At 70.4% G+C, this 26,939-nt stretch carries 27 protein-coding genes and 1 pseudogene; 5 read left to right on the forward strand and 23 right to left on the reverse strand.

Features of this window, described 5'->3' with window-relative positions; translation table 11 throughout:
- Positions 1-133: 133 nt before the first annotated feature.
- The 5 genes and pseudogenes from ABZ880_RS01195 to treS all read right to left on the reverse strand — a co-directional run.
- Positions 134-307, reverse strand: a pseudogene (locus tag ABZ880_RS01195) (LacI family transcriptional regulator); the annotation flags it as partial.
- Positions 308-341: 34 nt separating this feature from the next.
- Positions 342-842: a hypothetical protein gene (locus tag ABZ880_RS01200; protein WP_361254827.1), complete on the reverse strand. Its 501-nt coding sequence runs from the start codon at positions 840-842 to the stop codon at positions 342-344.
- A gap of 127 nt (positions 843-969) precedes the next feature.
- The gene (locus tag ABZ880_RS01205) at positions 970-1,575 is read right to left on the reverse strand and encodes a TetR/AcrR family transcriptional regulator (RefSeq protein WP_361254830.1); all 606 of its coding nucleotides are present in this window, start codon (positions 1,573-1,575) and stop codon (positions 970-972) included.
- A 27-nt stretch (positions 1,576-1,602) separates the two neighbouring features.
- Positions 1,603-3,663 (reverse strand): discoidin domain-containing protein, encoded by a 2,061-nt coding sequence (locus ABZ880_RS01210; protein WP_361254833.1) that lies wholly within the window; start codon positions 3,661-3,663, stop codon positions 1,603-1,605.
- Positions 3,664-3,828: 165 nt separating this feature from the next.
- Positions 3,829-6,045, reverse strand: a complete 2,217-nt coding sequence (gene treS, locus ABZ880_RS01215) for a maltose alpha-D-glucosyltransferase (RefSeq protein ID WP_361254835.1) — start codon at positions 6,043-6,045, stop codon at positions 3,829-3,831.
- A 99-nt stretch (positions 6,046-6,144) separates the two neighbouring features.
- Here treS and ABZ880_RS01220 point away from each other — a divergent pair, with 99 nt between their 5' ends.
- Positions 6,145-6,609, forward strand: a complete 465-nt coding sequence (locus ABZ880_RS01220) for a hypothetical protein (protein ID WP_361254838.1) — start codon at positions 6,145-6,147, stop codon at positions 6,607-6,609.
- A 76-nt stretch (positions 6,610-6,685) separates the two neighbouring features.
- Here the strand turns inward: ABZ880_RS01220 and msrA are convergent, their stop codons facing one another.
- Positions 6,686-7,198 (reverse strand): peptide-methionine (S)-S-oxide reductase MsrA, encoded by a 513-nt coding sequence (gene msrA / locus ABZ880_RS01225; RefSeq protein WP_361254841.1) that lies wholly within the window; start codon positions 7,196-7,198, stop codon positions 6,686-6,688.
- Positions 7,199-7,473: 275 nt separating this feature from the next.
- Between msrA and ABZ880_RS01230 the strand changes: the two genes are divergently transcribed.
- A complete protein-coding gene (locus ABZ880_RS01230) occupies positions 7,474-7,857 on the forward strand; it encodes a hypothetical protein (protein WP_361254846.1) in 384 nt (127 codons plus the stop codon).
- 57 nt (positions 7,858-7,914) lie between these two features.
- Here ABZ880_RS01230 and hypE read toward each other — a convergent pair whose 3' ends face one another.
- The 16 genes from hypE to ABZ880_RS01310 form a co-directional block, all read right to left on the reverse strand.
- A complete protein-coding gene (hypE, locus tag ABZ880_RS01235) occupies positions 7,915-8,988 on the reverse strand; it encodes a hydrogenase expression/formation protein HypE (RefSeq protein ID WP_361254848.1) in 1,074 nt (357 codons plus the stop codon).
- Positions 8,981-10,108: a hydrogenase formation protein HypD gene (gene hypD / locus ABZ880_RS01240; RefSeq protein WP_361254851.1), complete on the reverse strand. Its 1,128-nt coding sequence runs from the start codon at positions 10,106-10,108 to the stop codon at positions 8,981-8,983. Before hypD ends, hypE begins: the two co-directional genes overlap by 8 nt.
- Positions 10,108-10,410 (reverse strand): HypC/HybG/HupF family hydrogenase formation chaperone, encoded by a 303-nt coding sequence (locus ABZ880_RS01245; protein ID WP_361254854.1) that lies wholly within the window; start codon positions 10,408-10,410, stop codon positions 10,108-10,110. The genes hypD and ABZ880_RS01245 overlap by 1 nt, the downstream gene beginning before the upstream one ends.
- Positions 10,411-10,442: 32 nt before the next feature.
- Positions 10,443-12,815 carry a carbamoyltransferase HypF gene (hypF, locus tag ABZ880_RS01250; RefSeq protein WP_361254856.1) on the reverse strand — a complete coding sequence of 791 codons (2,373 nt, stop codon included), beginning with the start codon at positions 12,813-12,815 and terminating at the stop codon, positions 10,443-10,445.
- Positions 12,812-13,567, reverse strand: coding sequence for a hydrogenase nickel incorporation protein HypB (gene hypB / locus ABZ880_RS01255; RefSeq protein ID WP_361254859.1), 756 nt, complete (start codon positions 13,565-13,567; stop codon positions 12,812-12,814). Before hypB ends, hypF begins: the two co-directional genes overlap by 4 nt.
- A gap of 3 nt (positions 13,568-13,570) precedes the next feature.
- Positions 13,571-13,969, reverse strand: coding sequence for a hydrogenase maturation nickel metallochaperone HypA (locus tag ABZ880_RS01260; RefSeq protein WP_361254862.1), 399 nt, complete (start codon positions 13,967-13,969; stop codon positions 13,571-13,573).
- Positions 13,970-14,224: 255 nt separating this feature from the next.
- Positions 14,225-14,749, reverse strand: coding sequence for a hydrogenase maturation protease (locus ABZ880_RS01265; protein ID WP_361254865.1), 525 nt, complete (start codon positions 14,747-14,749; stop codon positions 14,225-14,227).
- The gene (locus tag ABZ880_RS01270) at positions 14,746-16,164 is read right to left on the reverse strand and encodes a hypothetical protein (RefSeq protein ID WP_361254868.1); all 1,419 of its coding nucleotides are present in this window, start codon (positions 16,162-16,164) and stop codon (positions 14,746-14,748) included. Before ABZ880_RS01270 ends, ABZ880_RS01265 begins: the two co-directional genes overlap by 4 nt.
- Positions 16,161-16,850 carry a DUF6084 family protein gene (locus ABZ880_RS01275; protein ID WP_361254871.1) on the reverse strand — a complete coding sequence of 230 codons (690 nt, stop codon included), beginning with the start codon at positions 16,848-16,850 and terminating at the stop codon, positions 16,161-16,163. Before ABZ880_RS01275 ends, ABZ880_RS01270 begins: the two co-directional genes overlap by 4 nt.
- Positions 16,847-17,479 carry a DUF5947 family protein gene (locus ABZ880_RS01280; RefSeq protein WP_361254874.1) on the reverse strand — a complete coding sequence of 211 codons (633 nt, stop codon included), beginning with the start codon at positions 17,477-17,479 and terminating at the stop codon, positions 16,847-16,849. The genes ABZ880_RS01275 and ABZ880_RS01280 overlap by 4 nt, the downstream gene beginning before the upstream one ends.
- A complete protein-coding gene (locus tag ABZ880_RS01285; protein ID WP_361254877.1) occupies positions 17,476-17,970 on the reverse strand; it encodes a hypothetical protein in 495 nt (164 codons plus the stop codon). The genes ABZ880_RS01280 and ABZ880_RS01285 overlap by 4 nt, the downstream gene beginning before the upstream one ends.
- Positions 17,967-19,751 (reverse strand): nickel-dependent hydrogenase large subunit, encoded by a 1,785-nt coding sequence (locus ABZ880_RS01290; protein WP_361254880.1) that lies wholly within the window; start codon positions 19,749-19,751, stop codon positions 17,967-17,969. Before ABZ880_RS01290 ends, ABZ880_RS01285 begins: the two co-directional genes overlap by 4 nt.
- An 83-nt stretch (positions 19,752-19,834) precedes the next feature.
- The gene (locus tag ABZ880_RS01295; protein WP_361254883.1) at positions 19,835-20,923 is read right to left on the reverse strand and encodes a hydrogenase expression protein HypE; all 1,089 of its coding nucleotides are present in this window, start codon (positions 20,921-20,923) and stop codon (positions 19,835-19,837) included.
- Between the two features lie 64 nt (positions 20,924-20,987).
- Positions 20,988-22,763 (reverse strand): enoyl-CoA hydratase-related protein, encoded by a 1,776-nt coding sequence (locus ABZ880_RS01300; RefSeq protein WP_361255840.1) that lies wholly within the window; start codon positions 22,761-22,763, stop codon positions 20,988-20,990.
- A gap of 196 nt (positions 22,764-22,959) precedes the next feature.
- Positions 22,960-23,217: a hypothetical protein gene (locus ABZ880_RS01305; RefSeq protein ID WP_361254886.1), complete on the reverse strand. Its 258-nt coding sequence runs from the start codon at positions 23,215-23,217 to the stop codon at positions 22,960-22,962.
- Positions 23,204-23,518 carry a DUF6400 family protein gene (locus ABZ880_RS01310; RefSeq protein ID WP_361254889.1) on the reverse strand — a complete coding sequence of 105 codons (315 nt, stop codon included), beginning with the start codon at positions 23,516-23,518 and terminating at the stop codon, positions 23,204-23,206. The genes ABZ880_RS01305 and ABZ880_RS01310 overlap by 14 nt, the downstream gene beginning before the upstream one ends.
- Positions 23,519-23,693: 175 nt before the next feature.
- Between ABZ880_RS01310 and ABZ880_RS01315 the strand changes: the two genes are divergently transcribed.
- From ABZ880_RS01315 to ABZ880_RS01325, 3 genes are all read left to right on the forward strand, one after another.
- Positions 23,694-24,692: a WYL domain-containing protein gene (locus ABZ880_RS01315; protein ID WP_361254892.1), complete on the forward strand. Its 999-nt coding sequence runs from the start codon at positions 23,694-23,696 to the stop codon at positions 24,690-24,692.
- A 341-nt stretch (positions 24,693-25,033) separates the two neighbouring features.
- Complete coding sequence (locus tag ABZ880_RS01320; RefSeq protein WP_361254895.1) at positions 25,034-25,408, forward strand: nuclear transport factor 2 family protein; 375 nt, start codon at positions 25,034-25,036, stop codon at positions 25,406-25,408.
- Positions 25,409-25,509: 101 nt separating this feature from the next.
- Complete coding sequence (locus ABZ880_RS01325; RefSeq protein WP_361254898.1) at positions 25,510-25,791, forward strand: hypothetical protein; 282 nt, start codon at positions 25,510-25,512, stop codon at positions 25,789-25,791.
- A 70-nt stretch (positions 25,792-25,861) separates the two neighbouring features.
- On the opposite strand, the gene ABZ880_RS01330 is transcribed toward ABZ880_RS01325, so the two are convergent.
- Positions 25,862-26,623 (reverse strand): ATP-binding cassette domain-containing protein, encoded by a 762-nt coding sequence (locus ABZ880_RS01330; RefSeq protein ID WP_361254901.1) that lies wholly within the window; start codon positions 26,621-26,623, stop codon positions 25,862-25,864.
- Between the last annotated feature and the right edge of the window lie 316 nt (positions 26,624-26,939).

Here is a 26,939-nt window from a genome sequence, read left to right on the forward strand (position 1 = left end):
ACGGTCACGACCCGGATGGCCACACATCGACCGCGCCATCGCAGTCAACGACTCAGGAACGGAGCTGTCTTCCCAGGATCAACGGTCCGGGGACGATCTTTACGAGGCATCGTTCGTGGACCGATGTCAACGGTCAAGCCGACTGCGGCAAGTTGAACGGCGTGACCACCTGGATCGCGGACGGCAGGGCGGGGCCGTCGTCGGGCAGGGCCTTGTGGGCGCGCATGACGATCCGGCAGGCGCGGCGCATGTCCTGGCGCAGGTCGTGATGGAGGACCGTGGACAGTCGACGCTCGCGCAGCAGGCGGGCGAGGCTGGTGTTTCGGTCGCCGGCATGCAGGTCAGGCGGCAACCAGTGAGGCATGGATCCGACTGACGGCACGCAGGACCTCGTCCCGGTTCTTCGCTCTCTTGATCCAGGCCGGAAGGCGGGCCACCAGAGTCATCTTCTGTCCGGTGTCGTACCAGGGTGCTCGCTCCCGCAGCGATGCCTGGACGAAGCGATGGATCAGGTCGAGGTGTTCGAGGTTGTACGCCCACAACCAGCCGTGCCGGGTCTCGACCTGGAGCCACAGCGGCATGCCGAAGTACGGATCGGTCGCCGGTTGAGCTGTGCTGCGAGAGAGCGTGACAAGACGGCCGCTCCACACCCGTGACAGTCCACAGCCATGACAGACCAGGCGTCGGGGCCGGAACAGAATCCGGCCCCCGGGGTCGGAGTCTTCGGGCGCCGGAACGACACGGGCGGCCTTCTCGCACCCGGGGCACCGCACAAGGATCAAGCTGATGAAGTCGTACTCGGTGCTGCGCGGATCCCGGAACCGACCAGAGAACAAGGCCATGCGGTGAGTATGCAACTACCCCGCACAACAGCGCATCCGGATTCGACCGCTCGCGCTCTGGCCGCCTTTCCGGCGGTGAACGGATCGCATGACGGTGCCAGGGGAGGTCCGGCAGCCCCGTCGGCTGTCACCCTTCGACGTCGTCCTGGACCAGCCCGGCGACATGGGCCGTGACTGTCTCCAGGATGTCGGTCCAGGCGGACTCGTCGCCGAGTACGAGGTAGTTGAGGGTCAGCCCGTCGGTCATGGCGGCCAGATAGCGGGCCAACGCTGCGACGGGCACCCGGAGTTGGAGGTCCATGCTGTCGCGCAGCCCGCCGATCAGCTCGGCGTATGCCTCGCCGTACAACTCGTACTGGCGCCGGGCCAGGTGCTCGAACCCCGGCTCGCGCAGGGCGTACTGCGTCAGTTCGTACGTCAGCATGTGCTCGTCGGGATGGGCGCGGACATGGTCCCAGTAGGCCTGGAAGCCCGCCCGGACGGTGTCCACGAGGGTGGCCCGGGGGCGCAGGGCCTGCTTGACCACGGTCACGGAGTGGTCGGTGAGGGTGGTGATGACCGACTCGACCAGAGCCTGCTTGGAGTCGAAGCAGTAGTGGAAGACGCTCAGGGACACGCCCGCCTCGGCGGCGATGGACCGGGTCGTCGTCTTGGCGACGCCGTCCCGGGCCATCGCCCTGATCGCCGCTTCCGTCAGCTGTCTGCGCCGCTCCGCCGACGGCATGCGTGCCATGTGTGTCCTCGGCTGTCGTGACCTCGATCAGGCGCTGTGGACGCCCACTTCATAGAGCGAGTATCCCCAGTCGGTGCCGCGGTCGAGGCCGTGAACGCGAACATAGCGGGCCGGTGTGCCGGTGAACTTGGCCGTGTCCAGGCCGCCGTCGCCGGAGGTGGTGGACCAGACGGTCTGCCAGTTCGTGCCGTCGGTGGACAGCTCGATGCGGTACGACTTCCCGTATGCCCGCTCCCAGTCCAGGGTGACGCGCCCGACCCGGTTCGTGGCGCCCAGGTCGACCTGCCACCACTGGTCGTCGCTCCAGTCGCTGGCCCACCGGGTGCCGCTGTCGCCGTCGACGGCCCGCCCCGGCTGGTAGCTGGTGAAGGGGTTGGACTCGGACGAACCGGCCGTCGCCGTCCGCCCCTTGGCGAGGTTGACCGACGCCTGGTGCTGCTCGCTCGCTCCCCAGGTGTCGAGGTAGGACTCGGCGCCGCGGAAGAGGTCGTTGACCACGTCCTGGCCGCCGACCAGCCGGATGTCCTCGATCCAGTCCGGGATCAGTCCGGCATGGGCGCCGCCGTCGGTGTTGAAGTCGAAGGTGCGCTCGCCGGTGGTCAGCTTGTCGACGACCGAGCCGCCGTCCACCGTCTTGAAGGGGTACGTGACCTTGTTGGCGGCGTCCGCGCCGCGCGGGGCGGGATGGTCGCCGACGCCGTTGAAGTCGGTTCCGAAGCCGTAGCCGACGTTGTACTTGTCGCGCAGCGCGTCCGTGCGCTTCGCCTCCGCGGCGAACGCCTGCGAGCCGTGCATGTACTGGGCGACGAAGCCGCCGAGGGAGTAGACCCGCTCGGTCCAGTTCAGGTCCATCCAGCTGTGCGAGGAGATGACGCCGGGGTAGGAGGCGGCCTCGAAGATGTCGAGGGCCCGGCCGACCGCCTTGACGCTCATGTGGTCGATCTCCAGCATCATCTTGCGCTGCATCATGCCGCGCACCGCGTACTCGCCGAGGTCGGTGAGCCCGCGCTTGTTGCACTGGGCGTCGCTGTCGTACGAGGGGACGTCCACGCCGGCCGGCAGGTCCTCCTCCGCTGCGGAGGACGCGGTGCCGATGGGGTTGTCGTGCTGCGGGCCGGTGCACTTCTCGGTCTGCCAGAAGGTTCCGGTCGACAGGAACTGCCCGACGTTGATGGCCGTTCCGAGGGCGCCGGAGTCGAAGCGCACGCCGCACAGCGCGTTGTCGAACTTGTGGCACAGGAACATGGAGCGCACGCCCAGCGCGTACAGCTCGTCGAGTCCCTTGTCGATGTCGGCCTTGCTGCACTGCGGGATGTCCAGGATCTGCTTGCAGCCGAACGGCTCGGAGGTCTCGACGCCCAGGATGACGGCCAGCTTGCCCTGCTTGATGACCTCACGGGCCTGGGCGCTGTCGGTGACGATCCGGAACCAGCCCTTGCCGGTGCCGCCGTACATCTTGTCGATGTAGGCCTGGAGGTCGTACGTCAGCTTCGCCTGCAGCCGGATCGACGTCATCTCGTCGCAGCTGCGGTCCTTGAAGGGGTAGACGGAGCAGATCACGCCGTTGGTGACGAGGTCGTTGACGAGCACCCGCTGCCCGCCGCGCCAGGCCCGCTCGACCCAGGCGTAGTAGTCCGCCTGATGGGTCATCGAGTCGTACGCCGGCCAGTCCTTGAAGGTGGGCCAGCCGACCGGGTCGTGTTTCCCGTCGCCGCCGTGGGTGATGTAGTCGAAGATCGCGAGTGTGCCGTCGGGGTAGTGCTCGGGACAGTCCTTGAGGGCGTCGGCGACCCCCGCCTCGGAGAACACCTTGCCGCAGATCAGCCGTCCGCCGAAGGCCTCGTTCGAGAACAGGTGGTTGTGTGCGTCGACGAACCCGCGTACTTCGCCTGCGGAGTTGGTGCCGGTGAACGGTTCGCCGGTGACGTCGATCTGCGAGTCGGGGTTGGGGCGTGCGGTGGGGATCCACCAGTCGCCGGCGGCGGCCGAACTCGGTGCGGGGCCAAGGGTCATGGCCAGCACCAGGAACAGCAGCGACAGCACGGTGACGTTCTTGCGTCTGCGGTACCAGCGTCGAGTCAGCGTCACGGCCCACGTCCCTCGGTCGGCAGGGATGGCGGGCTTGACCGACCCATGGGGTTGTCATGGCCCGCACAATGCATGGGAGAGGATCGCTGGAGGCGCCTTCCGAGTCAAGAGTCCGGGACGCTTGACCTGATAAATGGGCGGGCTGCCCGGCATCGCACGGGCCCCTCACTGAAAGAGCACGCAGAAGCCGTCGTGGCCGGGTAGTTCGACGTACAAGGCGTGCATGTCGTCCACCACGCCGACCTCTCTGCCGGTCAGGGCGTCGTAGGCCCTCGCGCCGGGCTGGAAGTGCTCCGAGGCCACGGCGCCCGCCACGGGCGCGGAGCCGAAGTTGAGTACGGTCGCCTGCGTCTGCCCGCTCTCACCGATGCGGTGGACCATGACGAGCAGCGCGGGGTGCGGAACAGGAGGGATCTCCACTTGGTCGGCCGTGGCAATCCCGGTTTCCTCACGCACCTGCAACAGGTGCTTCAGGCTGGACGCAAAGGAGTTGGGATCCGCGAGCTGGGCAGGCAGGCTGCCGTAGAGACTGTGCCCCTTCGGCATGCCTGAACCGGATGCGGCCGCTTCCGGCTGGTAGTCCATCAGGTCGTACGCGGCCCGGTGGATCCAGCGGGTGTCGCCGGTGGCCAGCAGATGTCCGACGCGTTCGCGCGGCAGCGTGACCAGGCCGCACAGATCCCACCCGGAGAGCGAGAACACCCCGGGTTGCAGGGCGTTGAACATGGCCAGGAGCAGATGGGCCCGCTTGATCTCCCGTACGTCCTGGGCGGTGAGGTTGTCGAGCGTGGTGTGCCCGAGAGCGGCGGCGATGACGGACACCGTGGTCGAGGCGATCCCGTTGGTGGTGAAGATGGCGTTGTAGGGCGCGTCGGGCCCGGTCAGGGTCTGCACCAGCTCGGCGCGGATGTGCTCGGCGAGCTGGCCGCCGGTGACGTCGACGCCGTGGTAGGTGAAGCGTTCGTCCTTGTGCAGCGTGGCGAAGTGGACCAGCTCGTAGGTGAGTTCGTCGTGGTTCTGCAGGGCGTGCACGAGGCTGGCGGCCGCCACGCCGCTCTGCAGGGCGATGTTGAGGGTCAGCCTGAGGAACTCGGTGTCGGCGGTGGCCAGCGCGTGGTGGTAGGCGGGTCGGTTGACGAAGTCGTACGACAGGTCGGCGCCGGCCTCGGAGGTGATCCTGATGTCGTCGACGGTCAGGTTCAGCTCCTGGAAGGTGAAGCCGCCCATCTTGCGCACCATGCTGGCGATCAGCTGGTTGGCGGCCTCCGACAACGGGTGTCCCTCCGACCAGGCCGGCAGGCCCTCGGCGCTCTTCTCCACGCCGAGGAATCCGTTGGCGTCCAGGCGCAGCGCCCCGGAACCGAGGTCGCCGAGGGAATGCAGCGCGTCGCCGATCACGAGCCGCATGCCGGCGAAGGTGGGGTCGAGCCAGTTGATGGACGGCTGGCCCTCCTTGAAGTAGTGCAGATAGACCCAGCGCCGGGGGACGTCGTCCGGCCCGACGACCTCGCGCGTCGCACTCCAGTTGGTGTCCTTGACGCCGGGGTCATGGAAGATCACCCGCTGCAGGCGGCCGATGATGTATCCGGCCTTTGCCAGTGCCTCTTCGGCTTCGGTGTCGAGGTTGGCCGAGTCGCGGCCCGGTGGCACCTCGGGCAGCAGGTGCCAGTCCTCCGGTGCGATCTGGACCATGTGGTAGATGCCGGGGTAGTCGTCGACGTTCATCTCGGCGAGGCGGAAGTCGGGCCCCTTGCCGGTGTGGCCGGGCACGACGTCATCGATGATCGTGCCGTCGTGGTCGGCGGCCACCTCGCACATGCGCCGGAAGTCGTCCTCAGTCCCGAAGGCTTGGTCGATGGCGGTGCTGATGCGGTCGAAGTGACCGTCGACGCTCGGGGTGGGGTCCCAGCCCCAGATGCCGCCGGCCCGTTTGACCGGCCCGGTGTGCACGGCGCGGATGCCGATGTCGGAGAAGACGCGCCACAGGTCGGGATCGGCCAGGGTGCCGAGGAAGCTGTGGCCGGGGCGGGTGACCAGGGAGATGGGATACGCCGTGAACCACACCGGGGCCGTGCTGACGGCGGCCTTGGGGTCGGGGCGTGCGAAGGGGTTCTGCCACATGCTGCCCTGGCCGGTGAGCTGGACGGAGAGGTCGCGGGCGTCCTGCAGCATCGAGTGGTGCCGCAGCCAGGCCACGTAGTCGGGGTTGGTGCCGTCCGGTTCTCCGCCTCGCTCCCGCTGCGACGGCTGCCCTTGCGGCCTCAGTCGTGCGCGCGGGCGCAGGGCCCGGGGCCGCGCCGGATAGAACTGCTCGGAGTAGGTGATCTCTGTCGGTCCGTGCTCGGTCTGCTGCTGCTCAGCCGCCGCCTGCTCTTCGGTCATGGGTGGGCGCCTCCCTTGTGCTCCGGGGCATGTGTGTCGGCTGCCCCGGAAGTGGCCCCTGGATGCGAGGTGGTTCCGTGTTCACCCACGCCTCCGCAGATGAACGACGCTTGGCAGAGCACCGGAAAAGAAACACTTGATTCTTTAGTAACAGCGCCAGCCGCCTGGCGCACGAATTGGTCGAGGCGCCGGGGGAGTCCGGACTACTGCGCAGCGCTCGACGGCACGGTCACCCTCGATCAACGCACCGCTCTGCGCCTGGCAGCGACACACGCGGCGCGCACCTCCGCCGAGGTCGTCCGGACGATGTACGACCTCGGCGGCGCGTCGGCGCTCTACGACGACTCGCCGCTGCAGGGCCGCTTCTGGGAGGCGAGCGCCGTCACCGCTCCAGCCAGGTCAGCCCGACCACTTGGGAGACGACCGGTCGCATCTTGCTCGGCGTGCCGACGGACGCCGATCGCCTGTGACAGGCCGGGACGCTGGCAAGGCCCCGGCGGCTGTCGGGCTCTCCCCTTGCCCGTCTCGGTCGTCCGCAGACGGGCAACACGCGCAATCGGGTAGGCAGCCCGGCCGTAAAGCCACCCCGCCCGGCCGCGCAGGCGACCCGGGCGAGGCGTGTGCCAGGACTTCGCCGTTGTCAGCCCTCCGCGCGGGCCGGCAGCCGCCACCCCGGGCGCGGGAAGTGGCAGGTGTAGCCGTCGGGGTAACGCTCCAGGTAGTCCTGGTGCTCGGGCTCGGCCTCCCAGAAGGGGCCGACCGGCTCGACCTCGGTGACGACCTTGCCCGGCCACAGCCCGGATGCGTCGACATCCGCGATGGTGTCCTCGGCGATCCGCTTCTGCTCGTCGTCCACGTAGTAGATCGCCGAGCGGTAGCTCAGGCCGATGTCGTTGCCCTGGCGGTTCTTGGTGCTCGGGTCGTGGATCTGGAAGAAGAACTCCAGGAGCGCACGGTAGTCGGTCTGCTGGGGGTCGTAGAGGATCTCGATGGCCTCCGCGTGCGTGCCGTGATTGCGGTACGTCGCGTTCGGCACGTCACCCCCGGTGTATCCGACGCGGGTCGCCGTGACCCCCGGAAGCCGGCGGATCAGATCCTGCATTCCCCAGAAGCATCCGCCCGCCAGCACGGCCCTCTGTGTCTGCACTGCCACGTCGGCTCCTCCCATTTCTGCTGTCTCGGTCACCGAAGCTGCTCGCCCGTCCATCACAGGCTCCCAGCCTTCGTGACTGCATCAGCGCTTGAAGGGCCTGAGGAATTCCATCCACCTCATGGATCGACCCGCAGGCCCGGAGTTACCAGTCTTCGACCACTCAGCCGGAACGGAATAGCCCCAAAGTGCTGGAAATGCAGCAAAGAGGAATAATTTACTCACATGGGCGTGCGTGCCCGGCGTCCCCCTCTGACCATGAAAAGGCAGATCGGACCATGTCGAAGAAACCACGTTCCTCCCAGCCACCGCACGGCAAGGGCCCCAGCCGTCACCAGGGCACCGGGCAGCACGGCTGGTCTCCCGATGTGGATGAGACGCAACAGCAGGACAACCCGAGCGCCCGCCGTTCCTTCCGTGCCGCCGAGGCCGGCGAAAGAGGCCGGGGCCGGACGAAGTCCCCGGAGGAGACGAAGTCTGTTCCGGGCGACACGGCGAAGAGCAGCGGTGCGAGCGGTGAGCAGTACGGCGACGCGGACGAGAAGGGCAGGCGCGACACCGGACGCAAGGGCCGCTCCCAGCGTCCCAGCGGCACCAAGGACGCTTCTGCCACGACCGGCGTGGACCCGCAGGACCCGAAGTCCGGGCGCCGACCGGGTTGACGGTCCGGGCGACGCCGGGACGGACGGCTTCGAGCCGAGCGACGAGCGACGCCCCTGTCAGCAGATCCGCGGCAGTTGCTCGCCGATCGGCAGATCGACCACCCGCGTTCCGCCCAGGCCGGTGCGGGCCACCACCATGCCGGGATGTGCCTCGACGGCCTCACCGATGATCACGGAGTCCGCGCCCCGAGGATGAGCGCGCATCGCCTCGAGGACCGCGTCGGCGTGCTCGCGCGGGACGAAGGCCACCAGCTTTCCCTCGTTGGCGATGTACATGGGGTCCAGGCCGAGGATGGCGCAGGCGTTGGCCACGGCCGTCGGGACGGGGATGTCGCGTTCCCGGATGACGACACCCGTGCCGGAGGCCTGCGCGATCTCGTTGAGCGCGGCCGCCAGGCCTCCTCGGGTGGGGTCGCGCAGCACGTGCAGATCCGGCGTGACGGCGAGCATGGCCTCGACCAGACCGCCCAGCGCCGCGCAGTCGCTCGCGATCTCCACCCCGAACTCCAGGCCCTCGCGCACGCTCATCACGGCCACCCCGTGGACGCCGATGGCACCGCTGACGATCACGACGTCGCCGGGGACGACCCGCTGAGGACGCAGATCGACGCCCGCCGGGACGAGCCCGATACCCGCCGTGTTGATGAAGATGCCGTCGCCGTGGCCGGCCTCCACCACCTTGGTGTCGCCGGTGGCCACCTCCACACCGGCGGTGCGCGCGGCCGCACCCATCGCCTCGGACACCCGCGTGACCACGTCCAGCTCCACGCCCTCCTCCAGAATGAAGCCACAGGAGAGGTAGGCGGCGCGGGCGCCGCTCATGGCGAGGTCGTTGACGGTGCCGTTGACCGCCAGGTCGCCGATGCTGCCGCCGGGGAAGAACAGCGGCCGTACCACGTAGGAGTCGGTGGAGAACGCCAGCCGGGCGCCGCCCAGGGAGACGACGGCGGCATCACCCAGTTGGGCGAGCACCTCGCCGCCGAAAGCCGGGGCGAAGATCTGCTGGACCAATTCGGCGGACAGGACTCCGCCGCCGCCGTGGCCCATGACGACCCGGGGGCGGTCGCGCAGGGGTGCCGGACATGTCCACCCCTCGATGTCGAGGGCGTGGAGATCAGTGGTGTCAGACAACGGGGGTCGCCTCCCGGGTCGTGGTGGTGGGCATGTCCAGCCGCCGGTAGAGGTAGTACGCCGCGCAGGCGCCCTCGCTGGAGACCATGGTGGCTCCCAGCGGGGTGCGCGGGGTGCACAGGGTGCCGAAGGCCTCGCACTCGTGCGGCTTGAGCAGGCCCTGCAGGACCTCGCCGCTGCGGCACTCGGCGGGTTCCGCGGTCCGGATGCCGCCGACCGGGAAGCGGTGCTCGGCGTCGTGGTCGCGGTACTTCGCCGCCAACCGCCAGCCGCTGTCGGGGATCACTCCGATGCCGCGCCAGGCGCGGTCGGTGACCTCGAAGACGTCCTCCAGCATGGCCCGGGCGGCGGGGTTGCCCTCGGGGCGGACGGCGCGGGCGTAGGCGTTGTCGACGGTGTGCTCGCCGTGTTCCAGCTGACGGACGGCCCGGCGCACGCCCTCCAGGATGTCCAGTGGCTCGAAGCCCGTCACGACGATCGGAACACGGAAGCGCTCCGCCAGTTCCGGGTACTCCCCCACCCCCATCACGCTGCACACGTGCCCGGCCGCCAGGAAGCCCTGCACCCGGCAGCTCGGCGACGACATGATCGCCTCGATGGCGGGCGGTACGCGGACGTGGGACACCAGCATGCTGAAGTTCCGGATGCCCAGCTTCCTGGCCTGATGGACCGTCATGGCGTTGGGTGGCGCCGTCGTCTCGAAGCCGATGCCGAAGAACACCACCTCGCGGTCCGGGTTCTGCTGCGCAATCCGCAGCGCGTCGAGGGGCGAGTAGACGACGCGTACATCGCCGCCTTCGCCGCGGACCTGGAACAGGTCCCGTCCGGTGCCCGGCACACGCAGCATGTCACCGAAGGAGCAGAAGATCACCTCCGGCCGGGAGGCGATCTCCAGCGCCTTGTCGATGACCTCCAGCGGGGTCACGCACACCGGGCAGCCGGGGCCGTGGATCAACTCGACCTGATCCGGCAGGAGTTGGTCGATGCCGTGCCGGATGATGCTGTGCGTCTGCCCTCCGCACACCTCCATCAGGGCCCACGGCCTGGTCACCGTGGCGTGGATGTCGTCGAGGAGCCGGCGGGCCAGCTCCGGGTCCTGGAACTCGTCGATGTACTTCACTACTTGCGCCCCTCTTCCACCGTCTCCACGCCCGCCTCCGCCGCCGCCATCTCCCAGGCGTCGCCGAACTCCTCCTGCAACATGCCGAGTTCCGCGAAGAGTTCGAGCGTCTGCCGCGCCGACTCCTCGTCCAGTCGTTGCAGGGCGAACCCGACATGGACGATGGCGTACTCGCCGACCTCAAGGTCGGGCAGGTACTCCAGGCACACCTCCTTGACCACGCCGCCGAAGTCGACGGTGGCCATCCGGGTGCCGTCCCGTTCCTCGATGTCCAGCACTCTGCCGGGTACCGCCAGGCACATGAACCTCTCCTCGCTGTGGTGTCGCGCGTTGCTCAGTCGGTGGGCGTGGCTCGGGCGGCCACCATCAGCTGGCCCAGGGCCAGGCCGCCGTCGTTGGGCGGCACCAGGTGGTGCCGCAGGACCGTGAAGCCGTCCGCGCGCAGGGTGGCGGCACAGGCCGAGGAGAGCAGCGTGTTCGCGAACACGCCTCCCGTCAGGGTGACCGTGTCCAGCCCGTGCCGCTCTCGCGCCCGCGCGCACATCCGGTGCACCAGGCCGGTCACGGCCCGGTGGAAGCGAGCCGCGACCAGGGCCGGCTCGACGCCCGCGCGCAGGTCGGCGACGATCGCCGCGAGTACGGGTGCCGGGTCGGCCCGTACGACGCCGCTCCCGTTGTCCTGCGAGGCGTGCAGGGCGAAGTCGTACGCGGTGGTGTCGTCGGCGGGTGCGCGCAGCGCCGCGGCCTCCAGCTCGACGGCGGCCTGTGCCTCGTATCCGGCGCGGTGGCACACCCCGGCGAGAGAGGACACGGCGTCGAAGAGCCGGCCCATGCTGGAGGTGGGGACGCAGTTCAGGTCGCGCTCCAACTGCCGCGCCAGGACACGCAGTTCGTCGGGCGGGCAGGCGGTCGTACAGGCGACGTCGTGCGCCCAGCCGATCCCGGCCGCCCGCAGATGGGCCAGCGCCATGCGGTACGGCCGGCGCACCGCGGCGTCGCCGCCGGGCAGCGGGACGTAGGCGAGGTGCCCGAACCGGCTGAAGCCGTCGTAGTCGGCGAGCAGGAACTCCCCGCCCCAGATGGCGCCGTCGTCGCCGTGGCCCGTGCCGTCGAAGGCGACGCCGATCACCGGCCGGGTGCCGTCCAGCCCGTGCTCGGCCATCGCGGCGGCGACGTGCGCGTGATGGTGCTGGACGCGCACGACGGGGCGGTGTGCCGCGTTCCGGTCGGCCCATGCAACGGATCGGTAGCCGGGATGCCGGTCGGCCACCAGGGTCTCGGGCCGCACCCCGGTGATGGACTCCAGCTGCGTCGTGGCGTGCTCGAAGGCTCGCTGCGTGCCGACGTCGTCCATGTCGCCGATGTGCGCCGACAGCCAGGCTTGGCGGCCCGTCCCCAGGCAGAAGGCGTTCTTCAGGTCTCCGCCGACGGCGAGGGCCGGTCGCACGGGCAGCGGGAGGCAGAGCGGCAAGGGGGCGTATCCGCGCGAGCGGCGGATCACCAGCGGCTGACCGTCGCAGACGCGGACCACGGAGTCGTCGCACGGGACGTGGATCGGCCGGTCGTGGGCGAGCCAGGCGTCGGCCAGGTGCGCGAGCCGTTCCAGCGCCTCGGTGTCGTCGGTGACGATCGGTTCACCGGAGAGGTTGCCGCTGGTCATGACGAGCAGCCGGGGGCCGTCCGGGTCGCCGGGCAGGCCGAGCAGCAGATGGTGCAGGGGCGTGTACGGCAGCATCACGCCGAGGTCGGGGCTGCCGGGCGCGACGGCCGCAGCGGGCCGGGGACCCCCGACCGCGTGACGTCGCCTCATCAGGACGACCGGCCTGGCCCGGCCTTCGAGCAGGCTCCGTTCCGCGGGGCTCAGCCGGACGAGGTGCTGGATGTCGTCGGCGGTCCTGGCCATCACGGCGAACGGCTTGTCCCCGCGCGCCTTCCGGCGCCGCAGGAGGTCGACCGCCGTCTGGTTGGTGGCGTCGCAGGCCAGGTGGTAGCCGCCCAGGCCCTTCACGGCGAGGATCGCGCCCCGCGCCAGCAGGGCCCGGGCCTCGGTGACCGGGTCCACCCCGTCGACATCCTCAAGTCCCGCGTCCCGGGCGACGACCAACCGCAGCCGCGGCCCGCAGGCCGGGCAGGCGACGGGCTGCGCGTGGAAGCGGCGGTCGGCCGGATCCGCGTACTCCCGGGCGCAGTCGGGGCACATCGCGAAGCCGGTCATGGTGGTGTTGGCCCGGTCGTAGGGCACGCCGGTGACGATCGTGAAGCGCGGGCCGCAGTGGGTGCAGTTGACGAACGGGTGACGGTGGCGCCGGTCCGCCGGGTCGGCCAGCTCGGCGAGGCAGTCGGCGCAGGTGGCCGAGTCCGGGGAGACCAGGGTGCGGGCGGGTCCGCCGGTGCGGGAGGTGAGGATGGTGAACGCGCTGCCGCCCGCGGGAGGCATGTCCCGGTGGTGGACGGAGTCCACGCGGGCCAGCGGGGGTGCCTGGGCGGCGATGCGGTCGCAGAACCGGGCCACGGCCGTGTCGGTGCCCTCGACCTCGACGACGACGCCCTCCGGGGTGTTGGTGACGTGTCCCACCAGGGCGAGATCGGTGGCGAGGCCGTACAGGTAGGGCCGGAAGCCCACGCCCTGCACCACTCCGCGCACGGTGACCCGGCGGCGTCGCACGGTGTCCTCGGCGACGGCGGCCGTAACCCGCGGGCCGCTCACGAGTGGCTGTGGGCCATCGTGCCGGCGGCCTCGGTGTGCGCGTGGGTGTGGCCGTGGGGGTGCGGCTGCCGGGCCATGACCGGCGCATGGACGGGTGCGCCGTCCGCGACGGCCAGCGCCCGGTCGAGCAGCTCGCCGATTCCCTGCCCGCGGCGTGCCGAGGTCAGGACCACTTCGACTCCGGGGTTGACCTGCTCCACATTGGCGCGGAATGCGGCCTCGTCGAACTCGACGGCCTCGGCGATGTCGGTCTTGGTGACCACGACCAGGTGCGCGAGGCCGAAGGCGGTGGGGTATTTCAGCGGCTTGTCCTCGCCCTCCGTCACCGAGGCGAGGGTGGCCCTCAGGGTCTCCCCCAGGTCGTAGGAGGCCGGGCAGACCAGGTTGCCGACGTTCTCCACGAACAGCAGCCGGGTGTCGTCGGGCAGCCACCCGTCCAGGTGCCCGGCGAGCATCCCCGCTTCCAGATGACACAGGCCGTCGGTGAGGACCTGCTTGACCGGAACTCCCGAACGCGCCAGGCGCGCCGCGTCGTTCTCGGTGGCCAGATCGGCGCTCAGCGCCGCGACGGGAACGGCCCGCTGCCGTGCCCGCAGCAGTTCGCTCTCCAGCAGCGCGGTCTTGCCGCTGCCCGGACTGGACAGCAGGTTGACGACCGCGGTGCCCCGGGCCGCGAGGTGGGCGCGCAGTTCGTGGGCGCTCGCGTCGTTCTTCGCGAGTACGGCCCGCCGCAGGTCGACGACACGGCACATGGTTCAGCGCTCCTCGGAGATCGGTTCGCGGGCGGGCGGGTGTGCGGGGCTGCCGTCCTCCCAGTGCACGTCGACGATCTGCAGTTCCCGGCCCGCAAGCAGGTCGGTGTGCGTTCCGCCGCACGTGGGGCAGGTGAGCCGGGGCGGCATGCCGACGGCCCATTCGTGTGCGCAGGGCGTGCAGCGGGCCCGCCCCGGCACCGCTTCGGTGACGAGTTCGGCGCCTTCCAACAGGGTTCCGGCGCAGGCGAGTTCAAAGGAGAAGGCGAGCGCATCGGGTACGACGCCTGCCAGTTCGCCCACCTGGAGCCGCACCGACCGCACCGCCGTGACGCCTCCGGCCCGGGTGGCGGCCTCTGCCACCTGGTCCACGACGGCCAGCGCGACGGACATCTCGTGCATGGGTCACCGTCCTTCCGCAGCCTGCCTCCCGCCGGGCTTCATTAGAGGCGCGCGCCGTCTGGTGGCAGGGCCCGGCACGCCGTCACCGGCCGGCAGGTACGCCGTTCGACGCAACTTCACGGCCCGCCTTTCGCACGGTTCACATCCGTCGGATCCGCATGTAGCGCCTCAGGTCGGGAAACACCTCGGCGAAGACGGCGACCAGGGCGGCCACGGCCGCTCCACCGATGACGATCTTCTTCATCCCGTCTCTCCTCATGTCGAAGCCTCAGCGGTTGAGGCCTGGGCCACGGACGGTTCGCCGTTCCGCAGCAGCTCTTCGATCAGCCGGACGGCCTCCGGCACGGCGTCGGACACCGGGTCGCTGAGACCGATGCCCTCCTGCACCGAGGCCGGTTCGCAGCCGACCACCAGGACGCGGCGCGGTGGCCGGGCGCCGGTCCCGGCGCACAGGGTGCCCAGCAGCGCCAGTACGGCGTCGGGGGTCATCCGGTGGCCGTCCAGCGCGGGGGCAGCAGCCGAAGGGGTCTGGCCGCCGATGTCGTGTTCGATCACGTACAGCGTGCCGGGGGCTTCGCCGCGCGCGGTGGCGTCGACGAGGACGAGGGTGTCGTAGCCGTCCAGGAGCTGGTAGGCGAGGTGCACCCCGCGTACCCCGATGTCCACGACCTCGACGGGTGCGGGCAGTTCGCGCTCGGCGAGGCGGCGGGCGGTCTCCACGCCGAAGCCGTCGTCGCCGAGGAAGATGTTGCCGATGCCGGCGACGAGGGTCCGGTTCATGACGGGTCCTCGAGGGGTGCGACTTCGTCCGGCTGGAAGTACAGGTAGCGGCCCTGCTCGCGGCGGATGTCCGCGCCCGGGTCGCCCTCGACGGTCACCGCGAGGTGCACCGTGCCGTCGACGTCGTGCAGCACCGCCTCGACGGTCGCGGTGCGCCCCTGGAGGAACAGGTCCTGGGCGTCCGTGTGGCGCAGGCCCGGGCGCAGTTCGACGCGGCTTCCCTTGCCCACGGACCGGCCGTCCACGATCACCCGGTCGTGCTCGGGGTCGAATCCGGCGTCGCTCGCCGGGTCCCACCAGGGGGTGTCGGGGCGCTGCACGCCGTACTCGTCGGGGAAGCCTCCACCGCCGTCACCGGTGATCTCCCGCAGACCGCGCACCGCCCCGTGCAGCCGCTCCAGCACCTCCGGCGGCATCGAGTCCGCCAGGTCGATCACGGCGGCCGCCCGCTCGTCGGTGCCCCGTGCCTCGCGTTTCTCCTCGTCGGTGAGCGCGGCGGTGCGCAGCGCCAGGATCTCGTCGATCTCGGTGGCGTCGTAGAGGGCGCCGGGGCTCTCCGGGGCGATGGCCGGGTGGTCCTCCAGGATGATCGGTGAGGACAGCACGAGGTCGGTGCGGCCGGGTTCGCCGGCGAGTACGGGCCAGGTGTGCAGGTTGCGGCAGGCGGCGACCGCGCCCTTGGCCCACTCGGGGGGATCGGTCATCGACAGGAACGATCCGGCACTGAGGGCCATGAGGAGGTGGGTGGCCACCAGGGAGTGCGCCAGCGCCGCATCCCGGTCCGCGGCGCGGCCCTCGGGAGGTGTCCAGTCGCTGGTGTTCTCTACGACGGCGGTCAGCCGCAGGGTCCGGTAGGGGCCGTCGAGTTCACGGGCGGACAGCCGGATGGTGCCGGTGCTCTCCTCCCACCGCCGGACGAGCCTGCCGACGGGATGGCCGGCGGAGTCCAGGACCGGTTCGATGTCCTCGCCGGCGGGGAGCCGGAAGGGGTGGGCAACGCCGTCGCCGAGCAGCTCGTCGACCGGTACGACGACCTCGACGCGCTCCTCGGCGCCCTCGTCCCACGGGACCAGTACCCGGTCGTCCAGGCGGAGTTCGGCGACCGTCTCGAAGCCGCCGTCGGGGCAGGCGCGCTGCACCGTGCGGCGCCGGGCGCGCAGGAAGCGCACCTCGACCGAGAGGGTCGCGCCCTTCCTCGGTTCCATCAGGCATTCGGTGTGCTGGAAGTCGTGCTCCTCGCACTCGGTGCCCCAGCCGGGCGGCACCAGCACTCCGAACTGCCAGCGCAGTCGGTTCTTGGCCGCCGAGGCGCGGTAGGGATAGAGCACATAGCCCTCGAAGAGGACGGCGTCGGCCACCTGCCGGGCGAGGGCGAAGCGCTCCTCCGTCTCGGGGGCGAACGCGGTCACGGTCACGGATCGGTCCTTCCGGTGGTGGCGGTGAGGGCGCGCAGCGGGTCGTGCGAGGGCGGCTCGGCCCGGTCCAGGTCCAGCAGTGCCTGGACGGTCGCCTCCCAGGAGGGCAGGGCGTGGCGCGAGCGGTAGGCGAGGAGTGCGTCCATGGTGTCGCGGGGCAGCCGGATCCAGCCGCAGCCGGGAAAGTGCTGCTCGACCATCTCCCGCCAGGCAGTGACCGGCATCCGGAAGGCCGCCTCCCGGTCCCAGGGGACGGGCTCGACCTGGAAGCCGCCGGTTCCGGTGAAGGCCGTGCCGGAGAACAGCATCAGCAGCGGGACCTCGCCGTCGGTGAGGGCGTCGAGGTAGCGGGTCGCGGCGATGTCCAGGTCGTAGGTGCAGGGGACGACGAGGTCGGCGTCGGTCTCGCCGGTGAACGCCGAGACCATGAACGGCACTTGGGCGAACTGCACCGGGTGCAGGGTGCTGCCCCAGCGGGAGCGCTCGCCGAAGAGGTCGGTCAGGCCGTCGGCCTCGGCGGGCCCGTAGGAGCGGCGGGCGGGTTCGATGCGGATCTGGCAGCGCAGTGCGAGGGCGTGCACGGGCGTGTCGCCGGAGGCCGTGATGCGCAGCCGGAAGACGAGGGTCGGTCCGGCGGCATAGCGGTCGGCGCGCACGCCGGTGCAGGTGAAGGAGAACTCGGTCACGGGCGGCCCGCCCCGTCCACGGGCCGGGCGCGGCGCCGGACGTCCGCGAAGAAGGCGTCGAGGGCGGCACGGGCCTCGGCCCCGCCGTCGAAGCCCTGCCACAACAGGCGCATACGGCCGACGAGTTCGTAGCAGATGTCGATCGGTACGAGGTGGCACTCGCAGTGGCCGTCGGTGCGGCGCAGGAGCAGTGCCTCCACGTCCGGCTCGAGGAGTTCGGCGAGCGGGCTGCCGCCGAGGACCTCCGTCCAGGTGGCCGGTTCGAGTTCGCTCTCGGTGGCGCCCGCCGGGCTCGGGTAGAGGGCGACCAGTCGGTCGAGGGCGGCGTTGCGGAAGAAGAAGGCGACGCCGACCGGGATCTGCAGCGCCTGCCACGCCCGCTCGTCGAGGCGGTGGGCGGGGTCGGTGAGGTAGCGGGCCGGGACCGCGCGGAAGCGGCCCGCGGCGGCGCCGGGCTGCTGCATCAGCAGCGCGCAGGGGGTGCAGGCGCAGACGAGGGCGCGCTTCTCGGTGTCGACCAGGTGGCGGTGGTCGGCCTCGGGCACGGCCACCGCGCACAGTTCGCACCGCTCGGGGCGGGGTGGGCGCTCGGTGAGGAACCGGCGCAGACCGGCGGTGGGCGCGGTCACCGGGTCTTCGTCCCGATCTGCAGCAGGGCCGGCGCCTGCTGCAGTTCGACCGCCCTGACCTCCGGCGCGAAACAGGCCAGGGCCGCCTCGGCGGCTTCCTGGGCGCCCGCGCCGGAACCGCATCCGCAGCCGCCGCCCGCCGATGCGGCCCGCAGGGTGAGGGTGCCGCTGTCCTCGTCGAAGCCGACGACCTCCAGGTCATGCTCCCCGACGGCGTCGAGGGCCCGGGCGATACGGGTGTCGCGGTCCTCGGGGTGCAGGTCGTGCAGGACGAGCAGGCTCGCGACCAGTTCGTCGCCCACGAGGCGCGCGGCCGGTTCGCCGGCCAGCAGCTGGAGGATGCGGGCAAGGCCGGAGCCGTAGAAGTCCATGAGGGAGCGGACGAGTTCCTCGGCGGCCGCGGTGGCGGCCGTGTCGCCGTGCGCGGCCAGCCGGTCGAGGACTTCCTCGACGCGGCGTCCGGTCTGCTCCGCCGTGACTGCCGGGCTCATCCGCCCAGTCCGCTCAGGCCGGTGGGCACGTGCATGGACTTCACGGTCTTGCCGCCGCCGACGTACATGTGGACGCCGCAGGGCAGACAGGGGTCGAAGCTGCGGACGGCGCGCATGATGTCGATGCCCTTGAAGTTCTCCGGGGGGTTCTCCTCGAAGATCGGCGTGTTCTGTACGGCGTCCTCGTAGGGGCCGGGGGTTCCGTAGGAGTCGCGGACGCTGGCGTTCCACGGGGTGGGCGGGTACGGGTGGTAGTTGGCGATCTTGCCGTCGCGGATCACCATGTGGTGGGAGAGGACGCCGCGGACGGCCTCGGTGAAGCCGACGCCGATGCTCTCGTCGGGGACCTCGAACTTCTCCCAGGTCTGGGTGCGTCCGGCGCGGACCTCCTCCAGGCCCTTCTCCGCACAGTGCAGCGCGACGGCGGCGGCGTACGCCTGGAAGTAGGTGCGGGCGCGGTTGCGTTCCAGTGCGTTGGACCACTGCGGGATCTTCCACTCGAAGGTGGTCTCCGGCTTGGTCATGGTGCGGGGCAGGTTGATGACCACGCTGTGGCCGGTGGCCTTGACGTAGCCGATGTCGACGAGCCCGGACAGGGCGGTGGACCACAGGCGGGCGATGGGGCCGCCGCCGGTGTCCAGGGCGAGGTGGTCCTTGCCGTCGAACCAGCGCGGCGACATGACCCAGCTGTACTTGTCGTCGAAGTCCCGCTTCTGCGGGGCGGGGATGGTGTGCTGGTTCCACGGGTGGCGCGGGTCGACCGGGTTGCCGAGCGGGTCGTGGGTGACGAACTGTTCCTGGCCCTGCCAGTCCTCGTAGTAGGAGCTGCCCAGCAGGATGCGGATGCCGAGGTTGATCTCGGTGAGGTCGTTGGTGACGAGCTTGCCGTCGACGATGACGCCAGGGGTGACGAACATGCGCCGGCCCCAGTCGGTCATGTTGGCGTACGTGAAGTCGCAGTACTCGGGGTCGTTGAGCGCGCCCCAACAGCCGAGCAGGACACGCCGGCGGCCCACTTCCTCGTACCCGGGCAGCGCCTCGTAGAAGAAGTCGAACAGGTCGTCGTGCAGGGGCACGACGCGCTTCATGAACTCCACGTAGCGCATGAGGCGGCTCATGTAGTCGGTGAAGAGCTGCACGGAGGCGACCGTGCCGACGCCGCCCGGATACAGCGTGGAGGGGTGCACATGGCGGCCCTCCATCAGGCAGAACATCTCCCGCGTGTACCGGCTGACCTGGAGGGCCTCGCGGTAGAACTCGCCCTCCAGGGGATTGAGCGAGCGCATGATGTCGGCGATCGTGCGGTAGCCGTGCTCGGCGGCGTGCGGGGCCTCGGTGCGCTCGGCGAGTTCGAGGACGCCGGGGTTGGTCTCCTTGACCATCTTCTCGCAGTAGTCGACCCCGACCAGGTTCTCCTGGAAGATGTTGTGGTCGAACATGTACTCCGCGGACTCGCCGAGGTTGATGATCCACTCGCCGAGGTGCGGGGGCTTCACGCCGTACGCCATGTTCTGCGTGTACACCGAGCAGGTGGCGTGGTTGTCCCCGCAGATGCCGCAGATGCGGCTGGTGATGAAGTGGGCGTCGCGGGGGTCCTTGCCGCGCATGAAGACGCTGTAGCCACGGAAGACCGACGAGGTGCTGTAGCACTCCGCGACCCGCTTCTGCTTGAAGTCGATCTTCGTGTGGATGCCCAGGCTTCCCACGATCCGGGTGATCGGGTCCCAGGCCATCTCCACCAGGCCGCTGCCGTCGCCGGCCGCCTTCGTCTTCGGTGCCATCTGTGTGTCGTGCCCTTCGTTGCGCGGTCGGATCATGTGGGGGGAATGCGCGAAGCGGGGTGCTGATTACGTGCGGCGGAGGCTCACCACGGCGGCCGGTAGCCGGTGGTGATCTTGTCTCCGGTACGGCGCCACTTGGGCTCCTTGTCCACCGTCCTGGCCGTGATCGACCTCAGCCTGCGGACCACGGCGCCGTACGCGCCGCTGGCGCCGCTGGAGACCTTGGCGCCGGGGGGTTCGTCCATGAACGGCATGAACTTGTCGGGGAAGCCGGGCATGGTGCAGGCGATGCAGATGCCGCCGACGTTGGGGCAGCCGCCGATCCCGTTCATCCAGCCGCGCTTGGGCACGTTGCACTTGACGACCGGGCCCCAGCATCCGAGCTTGACCAGGCACTTCGGCGAGTCGTACGACAGCGCGAACTCGCCCTGCTCGTAGTAGCCCGCGCGGTCGCAGCCCTCGTGCACGGTGGCGCCGAACAGCCAGGTCGGGCGCAGCTTGTCGTCCAGCGGGATCATCGGGGCGGCGCCGGTCGCCTGGTAGAGCAGATAGGTGAGCGTCTCGGCGAAGTTGTCGGGCTGGATCGGACAGCCGGGGACGCACACGATGGGGATGCCCGCCTGGGACTTCCAGTCCCAGCCGAGGTAGTCCGGCACGCCCATCGCGCCGGTCGGGTTGCCCGCCATGGCGTGGATGCCGCCGTAGGTGGCGCAGGTGCCGATGGCGACGACCGCCAGTGCCTTCGGGGCGAGCCGGTCGATCCACTCGCTGGTGGTGATCGGCTGGCCGGTGTCCGGGTTGTCGCCGAAGCCGCACCAGTAGCCCTCGGGCTTGATCGCCTCGTTGGGGATGGAGCCCTCGACGACCAGGACGAACGGATCGATCTCGCCCCGCTCCCCCTTGAAGAACCACTCGATGAACGTGTCCGAGCCGCCGACCGGGCCGCACTCGAAGTCGATGAGCGGCCAGTGGACGGCGATCTTCGGAAGGCCCGGCAGCACGCCGAGCACGATCTCCTCGATGCTGGGCTGCATGGCCGCCGTCAGCGCAACCGAGTCGCCGTCGCAGCTCAGCCCCGCGTTGATCCAGAGAATGTGGATCGTGGGTGTCTCGTCGGCGGGCGCGCCGTCTGCGTCCGCAGCGCCGACCGTGTCCGGCGTCGCCTCAGTCATGGGGACCGCCTCCCGGGGAGGTAAGGGATGAAGGCCTGCATTTCGACCGTCGTTTTTCTTCGTATCAGCCGTTCGGAGGTGACGGGATGCCATCGGGGGCCGTTCCGGTGACATCGGCGGCCATGGGGATCGGACCGGTTTGCGCAACCGCGGCCGGAGCGAGGTGCGGCGGGGTGCACGCCGGCCGCTCCTTGTGGACGAAGGAACGCCGCAGCGCGTGGTACGGGGCGTCTGGGTCGTCGAAGGTCCGGCGCATCCGGGCCAGCTCCTGCGCACGGAAGCCGGCCAGCGGGGTCGCGCTCTCCAGCCGGTCCAGCCCCGTCTTCTTCGCGGTGATCCGTGACGACGTCGCCGGAAGGGACGCCAGACGCGCCGCCAGTCCACCGACCTCCCCGGCGAACTCGTCGGGACCGCACTCGACCACCCGGTCGACGAGCCCGAGGCGCAGGGCGCTCGCCGAGCTCACCGGCAGCGCCTCACGCATGAGCCGTTCGGCCGTCGCGTCCCCCACCCTGCGCGGCAGGGTGTGCGTCCAGTACTCGGAGCCGTACAGGCCCATCAGACGGTAGTGGGGATTCAGCACGGCGCCCGAGCGGCACCACACCTCGTCGGCCGCCAGGGCGAGCATCACCCCGCCCGCCGCGGCGTTGCCCGCGAGCGCGGCGACCACCAGCCGGTCCGTGGTCGTCAGCACCGCCTCGACCAGATCGTCGATGGCGTTGATGTTCGCCCAGGACTCGGCGGCGGGGTCGTCGGCGGCCTCGATGACATTGAGGTGGATCCCGTTGGAGAAGAAGTCCCGCTGGCCGCCCAGCACCAGTACCGACGTGGGCCGCGCGCACGCTTCCCGGTAGGCGTCCAGCAGACGCCGGCACTGCTTTGTGCTCATGGCGCCGCCGGGGAAGGAGAACGACAGGAAACCCACGTTCCCGTCCTCCCGGTAGCGGATGTCCGTCCAGGTGGGGTGCCGTACCTCGGGCAGCAGGGGCGGGGCGTTCTCGGGCAGTGGGGGCAGCCGGTCACCCAGCGCGAGCACGGCGGGCAGTTTGAACGTGGGCGGTCCGCCGGGCCTGCGCCGGGGCCGCAGCTCGGGGATCCACACGGCGCCGTCCCTGGTGGCCCGGCACACCGCACCGCCCCGGGTGGCCAGCAGCTTGCCCGGGCGGCCGCGCAGCACGCTCTCGGGGTGGCCGCCGTGCAGGTACCACTCACCGCCGAGCAGCACGTCCAGCACGCCGGGCTGCGAGTCCGCGGCTCTCAGCTTGCGCAGGACGTCCTGTGTGGAGTCCTCGGCCCAGTCGATCCGCCGCACGCTCTGGTCGAGGTACGGTCGCAGGCGGGCGTCGGCCGTTTGTGCCGCGTCCTGCTTGCGCGGTGCGTAGGTGCCGCCGGCGAACCGCTCCACCGCGAGCATGACTGCCTCGAGCGCGGCGTCGGCGATCTCGCCCCGGTACAGCTCGCTCTTGGACACCGGAGGGATCCGGCACGGGACGCACGCCCACACATCACCGGCGTCCATCTCCCCGTCGGCCTGCAGGACGGTGACGCCCCACTGGTCGACGCCCTCGTGGATCGCCCAGTCCAGGGAGGACGGACCGCGATCGCCCACCGGCCCCGGGTGGACGACGAGGCAGGTGTGCGCCGCCCACACCTCCTCGGGAATGGCCGTCTTCAGCATCGGCGCCACGACGAGTTGCGGTGCATGCCGCCGCACGGCCTGCGGCAACGGGCTGCCGGGCAGGGCGAGTTCCACCGCCACACTGTGGCCGCGGTCGCGCAGTTCGGCGTGGACGCGCTGGGTGAGGCTGTTGAACGCGCTGGCTAGGAGCAGGATGTGCACGGCTGCCTCCGGGCGGACGAACGGCAGGCAGAAATGGCCGCCGACCGCGATCCTCGGCCCAGGCGGCATGCCGTTCTCCGGCGACATGACCATGAGGTCATCCGAAAAGCGGGTGCCGCTCCCCCGTCCGGCCGCACCGGCCGCGGCGTGCCGCGGCGCCGACGCCCCGGCTCACCGGGTCAGCCGCGCCAAATGATCAGCGTCGTCGCAGGCCGCTGGTGATGCGCTCCCACGGGGAACGGGTGGCACCGAAGTGGGTCTCGTGCGTCCAGATGTGGGTGCACGACCGGCACTGCAGGTGGAGCAGGCTGCCGACGTTGGAGAGCAGGTAGCGCCAGTGCTCGGAGCAGGTGCGCCCCTGATCGCAGGTGGCGCATCCGCGGTGGTCGTCGCAGTTCGGGCAGGCGACCCAGGCGCGACGCCCGATGTCCGCCTGCGGGTCAAGCGGCAGCATCGCCGCCCCCTCTCCGCGGCAGCACACCGGCCGAGACGAGTTCGTCGTACATACGCTGCTGCTCCGCGCTCAGGCCGGAATAGAGCAGCTCGTACGCCGCTTCCTCGCCGTGCAGCGCGGCGACGGGGTCCCAGGCGGGGCCGAGCGCGTCGAGGACATGAGCGCGCCGGAGCATCTCGTGGGAGCTCAGGTCGACGTCGAAGTCCACCGTCCGGACTGCGTCAGGTCGGTCCGCCGCAGGGCTGCTCGCTGCGGAGGAGTCGTCCGGTTCGCCAGGAAGGGCGCGGCCATGGGGGGACATGCGGTCGAACGTAGATAAGCGCTCCTCGCCGCGGCAAGAGCAGGTGGGAGAAGTCACAGCAGGTCGGCGGCACCGGGCGGGCACGGAGGGCGGCGGATGCACTGTTCACCGCTCCAGCGTCCGCGCTGCCGAATACATGACGCTGCCCGTCAGGTATGTGCACCATGCTGGAGGCATGAAGTCGGACCGGTTGCTCTCCATCCTGCTGTTGCTGCAAACCCACGGACAGGTGCCGGCCGGCGACCTGGCAGCGCGCCTGGAGGTCTCGGTCCGCACCATCTACCGGGACGTCGAGGCGCTGTCGGCCGCGGGGGTGCCGGTGTACGCGGAGCGCGGGAGCAAGGGTGGTATCGCCTTGCTGCCGGGGTACCGCACCGATGTCACCGGTCTGACCGCCGACGAGGCTCGCGCCTTGTTCGTACTGGTCACGGAGCAGGCGCACGCGGACCTGGGGCTGGGGCAGGCGATCGGTTCGGCGTTGCGCAAGGTGATGGTGGCGCTGCCGGCGCCGTTTCGCGGGGACGCCGATCTGGCGAGCAGACGGATCATGATCGATCCGGTGCGCTGGCGCACGAGCCCGCGACCTTCGGCGGTCGATCTCGGGGTGCTGCAGGCGGCGGTGTTCAACGACCGGCGGCTGCGCCTGCGCTATCGACACGGCCGGGACGCCCAGGTGCGCTCGTACACGTTGGATCCCTACGGGCTGGTGAGCAAGGCCGGGGCCTGGTACCTGGTGGCGGACCACCGGGGGCAGCCGATGATGTTCCGTTCGGATCGCATGCTGTCGGCGTCGGTGGTCGATGAACCGGTGCGCCGCCGTGGCGGGGTGGAGTTGGCGGATGTCTGGGGGCTGCTGCGGCAGGGCATCGACCAGATCCCGGCTCCGGTGCGGGTGGTGGTGCGCGTGCAGAGGTCGGCGCTGGCTCGGTTCCTGCGCTACCACGAAGCCGACCTTGCAGGTCCGGCGCCCGCCTTGGCGGAGGCCGAGGCCAAGGCAGGCAGTGCGGGGGAACCGGTGGAGCTGGAGCTGCGGTTCCCTTCCCTTGGCTCCGCGGAACAGCTGCTGGTGTTCGGCCCGGCGGTCGAGGTCGTGAATCCTGCGGAGCTGCGCGAGGTGCTGGTGCGCCGGGCGCAGGAGACCATCTCCCTCTACGCGGAGGGCGGCGGCACCTGACCCACCCGGCGTGACGCGTCCGCTCAGCGGCAGGTGTCCATGACCTCACAGGAGAAGGGGCGACCGGTCGCGGTCAGAAATCCGCTCGGATACATGACGTCACATGTCAGGTATGGGCGCTGATGATGGCTCTGCCGGTTGCCGACGGGTGCTCCCGCTCCTGGTTGGGGGTCGCTCGCGGCACCGGTCGGTGCCGGGCGTACCGCCCGTGCCGCTGCCCAGCAGGAGTTCGGAGATCTCGGCCGCGACGTTCGCGAGGGTGAAGGGCGCGCCGCCGCACTGGCGGACGTCGTCGCCGCCCGGCTCAAGACCCTGTGATCTCCCCGAAAGGAACATTTCCCATGACTGCCACCAACACCTCCGCCCAGCAGATCGCCGACGAGTTCGTCCGTGCCTGGCTCGGCCGCGACGTCGAGAAGGCGCTGAGCTTCCTCGCCGAGGACGTCGTGTGCGAGGCCCCGAACGGCCGCTTCGAGGGTCTGGACCGCTACCGCCAGTTCCTGCAGCCGTTCGCGAGCAGCATCATCAGCGCCACCGTGATCGACGTACTGGGCAACGACACCACTGCGGCTACCGTCTACACCACCGACGTGCCCTTCGCGAAGGACTTCCGCGGCATCGACCACATCACCGTCAAGGACGGCAAGATCACCCACGTGATCAGCGTCTTCGACCTCAGCCCGGTGATCCAGGCCGGAGGCGCCCCCCAGCACTGACCAGTCCCCGCCGAGCGGGTCTGCCGTCCGTCCGTGCGACGGCGGCGGACCCGCACCGGACGCCACCGCCACACCATCGCCCGCAGATGAACAAAGGCTGCATGATGAACACCGGCGCAGCACTTGAGGTTCGAGGCGAGAAGATCTACTTCCCGGAGCCACTGACGCAGGCCACCGTCATTCGGCGCCCCAACCGCTTCACGCAAGCGGTCGAGGCGGGCGGCGTCGATCCGCTCGGCAACCGACCGGCCGCCTGGATCGGCATCAACCGGACCGCGGCCAACCGGTACGGCGACGCCTCCGGTTCCGCGATCCCCTTGCGGGACGCGGCGGATATGGCCTGCTCATGGGTGGGGCACCGGGCACCCCGCCGGTGTCGATGAGATGCGGGCGGCGCCATGCGATCCACATCACGCGCGAGGACGCCGCCTTGCGCGGGCCTCCTGGCGGGCGTCAGGCATTGCTCGTGGCGCCGACAATGGCGGAGAAGATCCGGTCCTGCGGGGTGGTCGGCACATGGAAGAAGCCGTTGTTGCAGCCGAGCCGCAGCACTGCCGCCTCGTCCGCGACCGCCTTGACGTCTCCCAGGTTGTGACTGATGAGGATCACTCCGATGCCCTGCTCACGGAGCTCGTCGACGAGGTCGAGGACGTGGCCGGCCTGCGCGACGCCGAGCGCCGCGGTGGGCTCGTCCAGGAGCACGACCTTCGGGCGGCCGAGGAGCGCGCGGGAGATCGCGACGGTCTGGCGCTGGCCCGCGGACAGCGAAGAGATCGGAGCGCGCACATCGGGGACCCGGATGCCCAGTGTGTCGAGCTGCCCGCGCGCCTCCCTGCGCATGCCGCCGTCGTCCATCAGCCGGAACAGGCGGCCCCGGACACCGGCGCACCGCCGCTCCCGCCCCAGGAAGAGGTTCTCGGCGACATCGAGGTCGTCGCACAGAGCCAGGTTCTGGTACACGGTCGCGATGCCCAGGCGCTGGGCGACCCGGGGGGTCCTGATCTGGACGGCCCGGCCCTCCCACTCGATGACGCCCTTGTCGGCCGGGACGACACCCGCGATGACCCTGATGAGAGTGGACTTGCCGGCACCGTTGTCACCCAGAAGGGCCACGACCTCGCCCTCGTGGACCGTCAGGTCGACGTCCTTGAGGGCCTGGACGGCACCGAAGCGCTTGGAGATCCCGCGCAGCGCGAGGAGGGGCGGACCAGTCACGCGAACCTCCCTTCTCCGCGCGACCGAGGTGACGCCGCACGGCTCCCCGATCGCCATCTTTCGTCCCCATCGGGACGGACGCAACGCAGGACGCACAAAGCCCTCCGACCGGCGCGGCACCTCACGCCCGACGTCGCCGCGCCCGGGAAATCACATGAGGCCATCGAAGACGAGACTGAAGCCGCACAGTGCGATATGTATTAACAATCTGGACAAATAACGTAGATCGCAGAGGCTTCCACATCGCTGGACCCGGCCGGAGGAGGGTGTCACCGATGACACACCACCACACCGTCCGCAAACACAGCCGACCACG

Origin of the sequence: Streptomyces sp. NPDC047043, from assembly GCF_040644055.1 — a bacterium.
GTDB lineage: Bacteria > Actinomycetota > Actinomycetes > Streptomycetales > Streptomycetaceae > Streptomyces.

Bases quoted from the DNA above. Each gene is read 5' to 3' on its own strand.
- ABZ880_RS01200 (WP_361254827.1), bottom strand. From the start codon at position 842: ATGGCCTTGTTCTCTGGTCGGTTCCGGGATCCGCGCAGCACCGAGTAC.
- ABZ880_RS01265 (WP_361254865.1), bottom strand. From the start codon at position 14,749: ATGAACCGGACCCTCGTCGCCGGCATCGGCAACATCTTCCTCGGCGAC.
- ABZ880_RS01320 (WP_361254895.1), top strand. From the start codon at position 25,034: ATGACTGCCACCAACACCTCCGCCCAGCAGATCGCCGACGAGTTCGTC.
- ABZ880_RS01295 (WP_361254883.1), bottom strand. From the start codon at position 20,923: ATGACTGAGGCGACGCCGGACACGGTCGGCGCTGCGGACGCAGACGGC.
- treS (WP_361254835.1), bottom strand. From the start codon at position 6,045: ATGACCGAAGAGCAGGCGGCGGCTGAGCAGCAGCAGACCGAGCACGGA.
- ABZ880_RS01290 (WP_361254880.1), bottom strand. From the start codon at position 19,751: ATGGCACCGAAGACGAAGGCGGCCGGCGACGGCAGCGGCCTGGTGGAG.
- ABZ880_RS01205 (WP_361254830.1), bottom strand. From the start codon at position 1,575: ATGGCACGCATGCCGTCGGCGGAGCGGCGCAGACAGCTGACGGAAGCG.
- ABZ880_RS01230 (WP_361254846.1), top strand. From the start codon at position 7,474: ATGTCGAAGAAACCACGTTCCTCCCAGCCACCGCACGGCAAGGGCCCC.
- hypB (WP_361254859.1), bottom strand. From the start codon at position 13,567: ATGTGCCGTGTCGTCGACCTGCGGCGGGCCGTACTCGCGAAGAACGAC.
- ABZ880_RS01245 (WP_361254854.1), bottom strand. From the start codon at position 10,410: ATGTGCCTGGCGGTACCCGGCAGAGTGCTGGACATCGAGGAACGGGAC.
- ABZ880_RS01260 (WP_361254862.1), bottom strand. From the start codon at position 13,969: ATGCACGAGATGTCCGTCGCGCTGGCCGTCGTGGACCAGGTGGCAGAG.
- ABZ880_RS01315 (WP_361254892.1), top strand. From the start codon at position 23,694: ATGAAGTCGGACCGGTTGCTCTCCATCCTGCTGTTGCTGCAAACCCAC.
- ABZ880_RS01325 (WP_361254898.1), top strand. From the start codon at position 25,510: ATGATGAACACCGGCGCAGCACTTGAGGTTCGAGGCGAGAAGATCTAC.
- ABZ880_RS01285 (WP_361254877.1), bottom strand. From the start codon at position 17,970: ATGAGCCCGGCAGTCACGGCGGAGCAGACCGGACGCCGCGTCGAGGAA.
- ABZ880_RS01220 (WP_361254838.1), top strand. From the start codon at position 6,145: ATGAACGACGCTTGGCAGAGCACCGGAAAAGAAACACTTGATTCTTTA.
- ABZ880_RS01310 (WP_361254889.1), bottom strand. From the start codon at position 23,518: ATGTCCCCCCATGGCCGCGCCCTTCCTGGCGAACCGGACGACTCCTCC.
- ABZ880_RS01305 (WP_361254886.1), bottom strand. From the start codon at position 23,217: ATGCTGCCGCTTGACCCGCAGGCGGACATCGGGCGTCGCGCCTGGGTC.